Raw genomic sequence first — 7,415 nt, forward strand, 5'->3', positions numbered from 1 at the left:
TCGCCGGGCACGAACCGCACCTCCCAGCCCGCGCCCCGCACCACCGGGCCGTCGCGTTCGCCGCCCAGCTCCGCCACCAGGTAGCCCGCGATCAGGTCGGTATCGATATTCCGGACCTCGAGCCGCTGCATGGCGGGGCCTCAGCCGCCCGCTGCGGGCGGGAAGATATCGACCTCCGCGTCGGCCGGTACCGGCGTCGCCAGCAGCTGCAGGTGGCGAATCTCCCGCCCGTTCACGAACACCTTGATGTAGTCGCCCAGCTCGCCCGTTCCGGTCCAGAGCAGCTTGCCGATCTCGGGGAAGCGGTCGCTCACCGCCTCAAGCAGCTCCTTCGCGGTGCTTCCCGCGGGCAGGTCGAACTCGGCCGTCTTGCCCCCGGCCAGCGGCCGCAGCGTGGCGTAGAACCGAACCTCCATCCGCGCCATCCCGGCAACCCTCCCGCAGCTGCTGCCCCGGCCTGCCCGCTAGAGCCCCGCGACCTCGGCGTACCGCTTGAGCGCCGGCAGCACCTGCTCCGCACCCTCCGGCCGCACGCCGAAGATCACCCGGTCGACGCCCATCTCGGCGTACTGCTCGATGACCTCCTTCGAAGGCGGCACCCCGAACACGGAGACCGGAATGGGCCCGCGCCCGGCAGCCTTCGCCCGCTCCTGCAGCTCCCGGATCATCTGCGCCAGCACGGCCCCGGTCCTCCCGCCGATCGGCATCCAGCCGTCGCCGTACTCCAGCACGCGGTCGAGCGTGTGCGGCCCGGCCCCGCCCACGAGGATCGGCGGGTGCGGCTTCTGCACCGGCTTCGGCCACTGCCAGATGGGGTCGAAGTTCACGAACTTCCCGTGGAACTCCGCCTCCTCGTTCGTCCAGATCTCCTTCATCGCGAGGATGCGCTCACGCAGGATCTTCCAGCGCAGCTTCGGGTCGGTCCCGTGGTTCTCCATCTCGTCTTCGTTCCAGCCCCCGCCGATGCCGAACAGGAACCGCCCGCCGGAGAGGTGGTCGACCGAGGCGACCTCCTTGGCCGTCGTGATCGGGTCGCGCTGCATCACCAGGCAGACGCCGGTGCCGACCTTCAGCGTCTTCGTCACCGCGGCCACCGCGCCGCAGGCCACGAAGGGGTCGAGCGTGTGCGAATACTCCTTGGGCAGCTCGCCGCCGCCCGGCCACGGGGTCCGGCGGCTCGTGGGGATGTGCGTGTGCTCAGGGAAGAAGAGCGATTCGAACCCGAGCTCTTCGGCCGCCCGGCCGAGGTCCGTCACCGGGATTGCGTAATCGGTGGGGAACATTTGCAGGCCGAACTTCATGGCGCACTCCTCAGCGGGGGATGGTTGGCAGGCGGATTCTAGCCCCCCGCTGCGCCGCCGGCGACCGCCCGCACCACCTCCAGCCGGTCGGTGATGAAGCCGTTGACCCCCAGCGCGGCCAGCGGTTCGATGAGCGCAGCGTCGTTCACCGGCCATGCAAGCACGCGCACTGCCAGCCCGCGCAGCACTGCCGCCGCCCCCGGGGACACCAGCTCGCGGTGGACGGCCACCGCGGTCCGTTCGCGGCCGGCGAGGTGCGCCGCCAGCTGCCGCAGCTTCCGCTCGGACCCCGCCGAGTGGATGACCAGCGCCTCCGGCACACGATGGAACGGCTCCAGGAGCGACCACCGCTGCGCGCTCACCAGGTATGGCCGCCCCGGCGCCAGCTCGGCCATTGCGCGAGCCGCCGCCGGCCCCAGCCGGTCATCCCAGCCCTTCAGGTCGAGGTGGAGCAGCAGCCCGGGCGGCGCGGCCGCGAGCAGCTCGTGCAGCTGGAGCCGGTGCCCCCAGCCGCGGTGCAGCGACCACCGGTCCCAGAGGATGGGCAGCGGCCCGGCCGTCTTGGTGTGGCGCACTTCGATCCGCCCGCGGTGGAGCCAGAGGTCGGCCTCCGCCGCGAGGGCCCCGGCTTCCGCGGCGCGGGCGAGCGCCCCGGGTTCATTGCCCGCCCGGTGCGCGATAGCAAACCGCCCCGGCAGCCCGCCCGGGCCCTCAGCGAACATCGGCCGTCCCCGGTTCGAACGGGCGCAGCCACACCGCCGGCTGCCACGGCGCCGCCCGCCGCCCGCGCGCCAGCTCCACCGCGTACAGGGCAGCCAGGGCGATCGCCGCCCCCGCGACGAGGTCCAGCACGTAGTGGTTGGCGGTCGCGACGGTCGCCAGCCCCATGGCCAGCGGCGCCCCCGCCCCCAGCGCCCGCCAGCCGGGGTGCCGGCTGCAGCGGATGATCCCCAGCCCGATGAGCAGATTCCAGCCGAAGTGGAAGCTCGGCATCGCGGCGTACTGGTTCACCAGCGCCGGCGGCTGCAGCACCCGGTACGCCCGCGAGTACTGCGTGACCGTGTCCACGACGCCGGTGTCGAAGAGGCGCGGCGGTGCCACCGGGAACGTCGCGAAAATCACCAGGCCGATGCTCCCCGAAACGAGGAAGGCGTTCCGGATCGCCCGGTACTCCGCCGGGTGCCAGCGCACCAGCCACACGGCTACCAGCGCGATGAACGGCCAGTGGCCCCAGATATAGACCCAGTTCGCCAGCGTGACCAGCGCGTGTGACCCGATGATCCAGCCCTGGACCGCCGCCTCCCAGTCGATGCCGAGGCGCTGTTCGAACTCCAGCAGGCGCTCCGCGTTCGCGTGGGCCGCATCGATGCTGCCCTCGGAGATCCCGCGGATGGCGAAGTACGCGAGGATGGCGGCGAACATCAGCCCGAGCTCGCGCAGGACCGCCGCGGCCGCGGTCGGCCGAATCCGCGCGGGCCGTTGGGCTCGCTCGAGCGGGCGCATACTGCCAGTCTAGCCCCGTCGCGGGCGACCGTTACGGCCAGCCGGGAGGGTCGCCCGGCTCGAGCTCCAGCGCACTCGGCCCGAGCCCATCCCCCAGCGGCACCTCTGAAACGGTCAGCAAGGCCGGCTCGCAGCCGCCGCAGCTCCGCGCGGACCCGCTCCACGCCCACCACGCCCCGAACAGCAGCAGCCCCCAAAGCAGCAGCCCCCCGAGGTAGGCCGCCGCCCCCGCTCGACCCTGCTGCACCGCCCCGTGCAGGCGCAGCGCGCCGGCCAGCCCCAGCGCCAGCAGCGCCAACCCGGCCCACCCGGCCGCCCCCGCGAACGGCTCCTCCATGGCGCCATCATACGCAGCCCGGGCGCCGGGCTTCGGCGCTCTTTACCGGCCAACCTGTTACCTTTTTCACAGATGGCCCGCACCGCCCTCGCGCTCTTCGCCCTCGCCCTCGTCGCCCTCGGCCTCGCCGCCTGCTCCGACCGGGAAAGCCCGCAGGCAGGCCCGCCCGAACCCGGGTCACCCGGCGGCGGCACCTTCACGCCCGCCGCCCTCGACTGGAGCGACTGCGGCAGCCGGGCCCAGTGCGCCGAATTCACCGTCCCCCTCGACTGGGACGACCCGGCCGGCGAGACCATCACCCTCAGCGTCATCCGCTACCCCGCCCGCAACCCCGCCGAGCGCATCGGCGTCATCATGGCCAACCCGGGCGGCCCCGGCGGCTCGGCCATCGATTTCGCCCGCGTCTGGCAGAGCATCCTCGCCGCGCCCATCCGCGACCGCTTCGATATCGTCGCCTTCGACCCCCGCGGCGTCGGCGAAAGCACCCCGATCCTCTGCCACGACCGCCTGCAGGCGCTCGTCGCGGTCGACCCCGACCCCGACAGCGAGGCCGAGTGGCAGCAGGCTGAGGACGTCTCCCGCGCCTTCGCCGAGGACTGCGAGCGCGCCGCCGGCCGCCTCCTGCCGCATGTCGGCACCCGCGATGTGGCCCGCGACATGGACGCCCTCCGCGCTGCCCTCGGCGAGGAGCAGCTCAGCTACGTCGGCTACTCCTACGGCACCACCATCGGGGCCGTCTACGCCGACCTCTTCCCCTCGCGGGTCCGCGCCTTCGTGCTCGACGGCGGCACCGACCAGTCCCTCGATTTCGAAACGCTCGTCGTCACCCAGATGGTTGGGTTCGAACGCGCGCTCCAGGCCTACCTCGATGACTGCGCCGCCCGCCGCTGCGCGATCGCCCGCGACGGCGACCCCCGCCAGGCCATCTCTCGGGTCCTTGCCGCCGCCGAGCAGGCGCCGATCCCTGCACCCGGCGCCGACCGCCCGGCCGGCCCCGGCGAGGTGCAGCTCGGCATCATCTCCGCGCTCTACAGCCAGTACACCTGGAACCAGCTCACCCAGGCCCTGGCCTCCGCCCTCCGCGGCGACGGCACCGGGCTGGTCAACCTCACCGACCAGTACCTCCAGCGCAACCCCGACGGCTCCTACCCGAACCTCATCGAGGCGAACTACGCCGTCAATGCGCTCGATTCCGCCTGCCCGAAGGACCCGGCAGCCTATCGCCGGATGGCCGAGCGGTTTGCCGCCATCGCACCGACCTTCGGGCGCTCGGCCGCCACCAGCAGCCTCGTCTGCGCCTTCTGGAAGGCCGACCCGCAGCCGCTGAGCGCGCCCCGCGCCGCCGGCTCGGCGCCCATCCTGGTCATCGCCACCACCAACGACCCGGCCACCCCCTACGAATGGGGCCGCGCCTTGAGCGAACAGCTCGAAAACGCTGTGCTGCTCACCTACCGCGGCGAGGGCCACACCATCTACGCCCAGGGCGACCGCTGCATCGATGAGATCGTCAATGCCTACCTGCTGACCCTGGCACTGCCGAAGCCCGGCACCGCCTGCGGCGATGGCCCGCCGCCCCCGGGCGAGCGCGGCGCGACGCCCGGGGCGAGCCCGCCCACCGAGGCCGAAACCCCGGCCTCCTTCCGCCGCCAGGCCACGCCTACCGCGCCCGCCGGCCAGCCGCCGGCGGATGATGAAGCTGCCCCCGCCGGGGAGCCGGCCACCTGGGGCTACTGGCTCGCCGGGCTGATGCTCCTGGCCGTGGCCACCGCCTTCGCCGGTATCGGGGTGGCGCAAACGCGCCGGGCACGGCGGCCCGGCCCCTAACCCGACGCTCCCGTACACTGCGTAGAGCTCCCCTGCCCGGGACCGGAGGAACCCCCGTGGCCGACGCCGCGCCCGGCGCCCTCGCGAGCCGGCGGCGCCCGGCCCGCCTCTTCTACGGCTGGTGGATCGTGGCAGCCGGCGGCGGCCTGCAGGCGATCCAGGCCGCCCTCCTCGGGCAGGCGTATGGCGCCTACGTCGTGCTTCTCCGGGAGGAGTTCGGCTGGAGCAAGACGATGCTCTCCGCAGCCTCCAGCCTGCGCGAGGCCGAAAGCGGCATCCTCGGGCCCGTCCACGGCGCCCTGCTCGACCGCTTCGGGCCCCGCCGGGTCGCCTCCATCGGCGTCATCGTCCTCGGCATCGGCTTCGCCCTCTTCAGCCAGGTCCGCGAACCGTGGCAGTTCTACGGCGCCTTTCTCGTCATGGCGATTGGCGCCTCGATGTGCGGCTTCCTCACCGCCTCGTTCGCCGCCGTGCACTGGTTCGAACGCCGCCGGGCGACGGCGATCGCCCTCGCCTCGGCCGGGTTCGCGCTCGGCGGCATGGCCGTCCCCCTCACGGTGCTCCTCCTTGAGGCGATCGGCTGGCGCCACACCGCCCTGCTCTCCGGGGCGATTATCGTGCTCGCGGGCCTGCCGCTCGCGCGCGTCTACCGCCACCACCCCCACGAGCTCGGCCTCGAGCCCGATGGCGCCCCGCCCCCCTCAGCCCGCCCACGCGACCCCGCCGCCGACCCGCCCGCACCGGCGCCCTCCCGCGATTTCACCCTGGGCGAGGCCCTGCGCACCCCGGCCTTCTGGCTCATCTCCCTCGGCCACGCCTCGGCCCTGTTCGTGGTCGCCTCCATGAGCGTCCACCTCGTCTCACACGTGCGTGAAAGCCAGGGCTATACCCTTGGCCAGGCCTCGACCATCGTCTTCCTGCTCACCCTGATGTTCATGATCGGCAACCTCACCGGCGGCTTCATCGGCGACCGCGTCAACCGCCGCGCGTTCCTCGTGACCTGCATGGCGATGCACGGCACCGGCCTGCTGCTGCTCTCGCACGCGGTCAACACCGCCATGGTGCTCGCCTTCGTCGTCATCCACGGGCTGGCCTGGGGCTGGCGCGGCCCCCAGATGACGGCGATTCGCGCCGACTACTTCGGGCGTTCGGCCTTCGGCAAAATCATGGGCGTTTCGAACCTCGTCATCCTCAGCGGCACCATCGTCGGGCCGCTGCTTGCCGGCTACCTCTACGACCGCACCGGCGATTACCGCCTCGGCTTCGATATCCTCGCCGCCATCGCCCTCAGCGGCTCGGTCTTCTTCCTCCTCGCCCGCCCCCCGCGCAAGCACCCCCTCCCCTGACACCTCCAACCTCCAACCTCCCACCTCCCACCTTCAACCTCCTGCCTCCTCCACTGCCAGCACGGTCGCCAGCGGGTCCACCTCCCCCGGCGGTACCGAGATCGTCACCTCGCCCACCGGGTCCCGGCCCAGCAGCCGGTCGACCACCGGGCAGCGGGTCGTGAACGCCAGCTCGCGGCCGGTCGCCACGTTCCAGGCTCGCCGCACCCGGTTGATGCGCACCCCGCGGACCGTGACCGTTTCGTACGGGCGCATGAGGAGGAAGAGGAAGGTCACCGGCGCGCGGCGCGTCGAGGGGCCGTAGAACTGCCACGGCTCGAGACCCGGCTCCGTCCCCGCGATGGCCTCCCCGTGGCGGCTCATCCAGCCGGCCAGCTCCCCGAGAATCGCCGCCTGCTCCGGCGGCAGCGAGCCGTCCCCCCGCGGGCTCACGTTCAGCAACAGGTTCCCTCCCCGCCCGGCCACCTCGCAGAGCGTGTGCACCACCTGCCGCGGCGATTTCCAGTTCGTATCCGAAGGCACCCAGCCCCAGCTCTCGTTGAGCGTCATGCAGGTCTCCCACGGCCCCGGCGGCGGCTGCGGCGGCACGAACTGCTCGGGCGTTGCGAAATCGCCCACCCCGGGCAGCCGGTCGTTGAGGACGATGCCGGGCTGCAACTCCCGGACGAGCGCCTCGAGCTCCTTCGCCCGCCACTCCTCGGGCGTCCGCTCCCAGCCGCCGTCGAACCAGAGCAGGTCGATCGGCCCGTAGCCGGTCAGCAGCTCGCGTACCTGCTCGAACATATCGCCGAGGAAGCGCTCCCACTGCTCCGGGCTCGAACGCCGCCAGCGCCCGAACCGGTAGGGCCGGTCCTCATCGCGCAGGGCCGGGTAGTCCGGGTGGTGCCAATCGATCAGCGAGAAATACAGCCCGATACGCAGCCCCTCGGCGCGGAATGCGTCGACGAACTCCCGCACGAGGTCGGCCCCCACCGGCGAGTGCTCCACGCCGAAGTCCGAGGTCTTCGTGTGGAACATCGCGTAGCCGTCGTGGTGCTTGGCCGTAAAGACTGCGTACTGCATGCCGCAGCGGCGGGCCAGCTGGGCCAGCGCCGGGAAGTCCCG

Annotated in this window: 8 protein-coding genes; 2 read left to right on the forward strand and 6 right to left on the reverse strand. The window is 72.5% G+C overall.

The features are described 5' to 3' along the window. Nucleotides 1-140 precede the first annotated feature (140 nt). From VAE46_RS01785 to VAE46_RS01805, 5 genes are read right to left on the reverse strand one after another with little or no spacing between them, the layout of a single operon-like run. Nucleotides 141-416 (reverse strand): ubiquitin-like small modifier protein 1, encoded by a 276-nt coding sequence (locus VAE46_RS01785; RefSeq protein ID WP_322795191.1) that lies wholly within the window; start codon nucleotides 414-416, stop codon nucleotides 141-143. Nucleotides 417-464: 48 nt separating this feature from the next. After that, on the reverse strand, nucleotides 465-1,301 hold the full coding sequence (locus tag VAE46_RS01790; RefSeq protein ID WP_322795192.1) for an LLM class F420-dependent oxidoreductase: 837 nt from the start codon (nucleotides 1,299-1,301) through the stop codon (nucleotides 465-467). A 38-nt stretch (nucleotides 1,302-1,339) separates the two neighbouring features. After that, nucleotides 1,340-2,023 carry a hypothetical protein gene (locus VAE46_RS01795; protein ID WP_322795193.1) on the reverse strand — a complete coding sequence of 228 codons (684 nt, stop codon included), beginning with the start codon at nucleotides 2,021-2,023 and terminating at the stop codon, nucleotides 1,340-1,342. Continuing rightward, nucleotides 2,013-2,804 carry a phosphatase PAP2 family protein gene (locus VAE46_RS01800; protein ID WP_322795194.1) on the reverse strand — a complete coding sequence of 264 codons (792 nt, stop codon included), beginning with the start codon at nucleotides 2,802-2,804 and terminating at the stop codon, nucleotides 2,013-2,015. Before VAE46_RS01800 ends, VAE46_RS01795 begins: the two co-directional genes overlap by 11 nt. A 31-nt stretch (nucleotides 2,805-2,835) precedes the next feature. Beyond that, on the reverse strand, nucleotides 2,836-3,141 hold the full coding sequence (locus VAE46_RS01805) for a hypothetical protein (protein ID WP_322795195.1): 306 nt from the start codon (nucleotides 3,139-3,141) through the stop codon (nucleotides 2,836-2,838). A gap of 72 nt (nucleotides 3,142-3,213) precedes the next feature. On the opposite strand from VAE46_RS01805, the gene VAE46_RS01810 reads away from it, so the two are divergent. Continuing rightward, entirely contained in the window at nucleotides 3,214-4,965 is a 1,752-nt protein-coding gene (locus VAE46_RS01810; RefSeq protein WP_322795196.1) for an alpha/beta hydrolase, read from the forward strand. A gap of 56 nt (nucleotides 4,966-5,021) precedes the next feature. Continuing rightward, a complete protein-coding gene (locus tag VAE46_RS01815) occupies nucleotides 5,022-6,311 on the forward strand; it encodes an MFS transporter (RefSeq protein WP_322795197.1) in 1,290 nt (429 codons plus the stop codon). Between the two features lie 33 nt (nucleotides 6,312-6,344). Here VAE46_RS01815 and VAE46_RS01820 read toward each other — a convergent pair. Further along, nucleotides 6,345-7,415, reverse strand: a 1,071-nt coding sequence (locus VAE46_RS01820; protein ID WP_322795198.1) for an alpha-L-fucosidase, incomplete at its 5' end; no start/stop codon positions are given.

This window comes from Tepidiforma sp., assembly GCF_034433535.1.
GTDB lineage: Bacteria > Chloroflexota > Dehalococcoidia > Tepidiformales > Tepidiformaceae > Tepidiforma.

Excerpts from the sequence above, each read along its gene's own strand:
- VAE46_RS01810 (WP_322795196.1), top strand. The coding sequence starts at position 3,214 with ATGGCCCGCACCGCCCTCGCGCTCTTCGCCCTCGCCCTCGTCGCCCTC.
- VAE46_RS01795 (WP_322795193.1), bottom strand. The coding sequence starts at position 2,023 with ATGTTCGCTGAGGGCCCGGGCGGGCTGCCGGGGCGGTTTGCTATCGCG.
- VAE46_RS01785 (WP_322795191.1), bottom strand. The coding sequence starts at position 416 with ATGGAGGTTCGGTTCTACGCCACGCTGCGGCCGCTGGCCGGGGGCAAG.
- VAE46_RS01790 (WP_322795192.1), bottom strand. The coding sequence starts at position 1,301 with ATGAAGTTCGGCCTGCAAATGTTCCCCACCGATTACGCAATCCCGGTG.
- VAE46_RS01800 (WP_322795194.1), bottom strand. The coding sequence starts at position 2,804 with ATGCGCCCGCTCGAGCGAGCCCAACGGCCCGCGCGGATTCGGCCGACC.
- VAE46_RS01805 (WP_322795195.1), bottom strand. The coding sequence starts at position 3,141 with ATGGAGGAGCCGTTCGCGGGGGCGGCCGGGTGGGCCGGGTTGGCGCTG.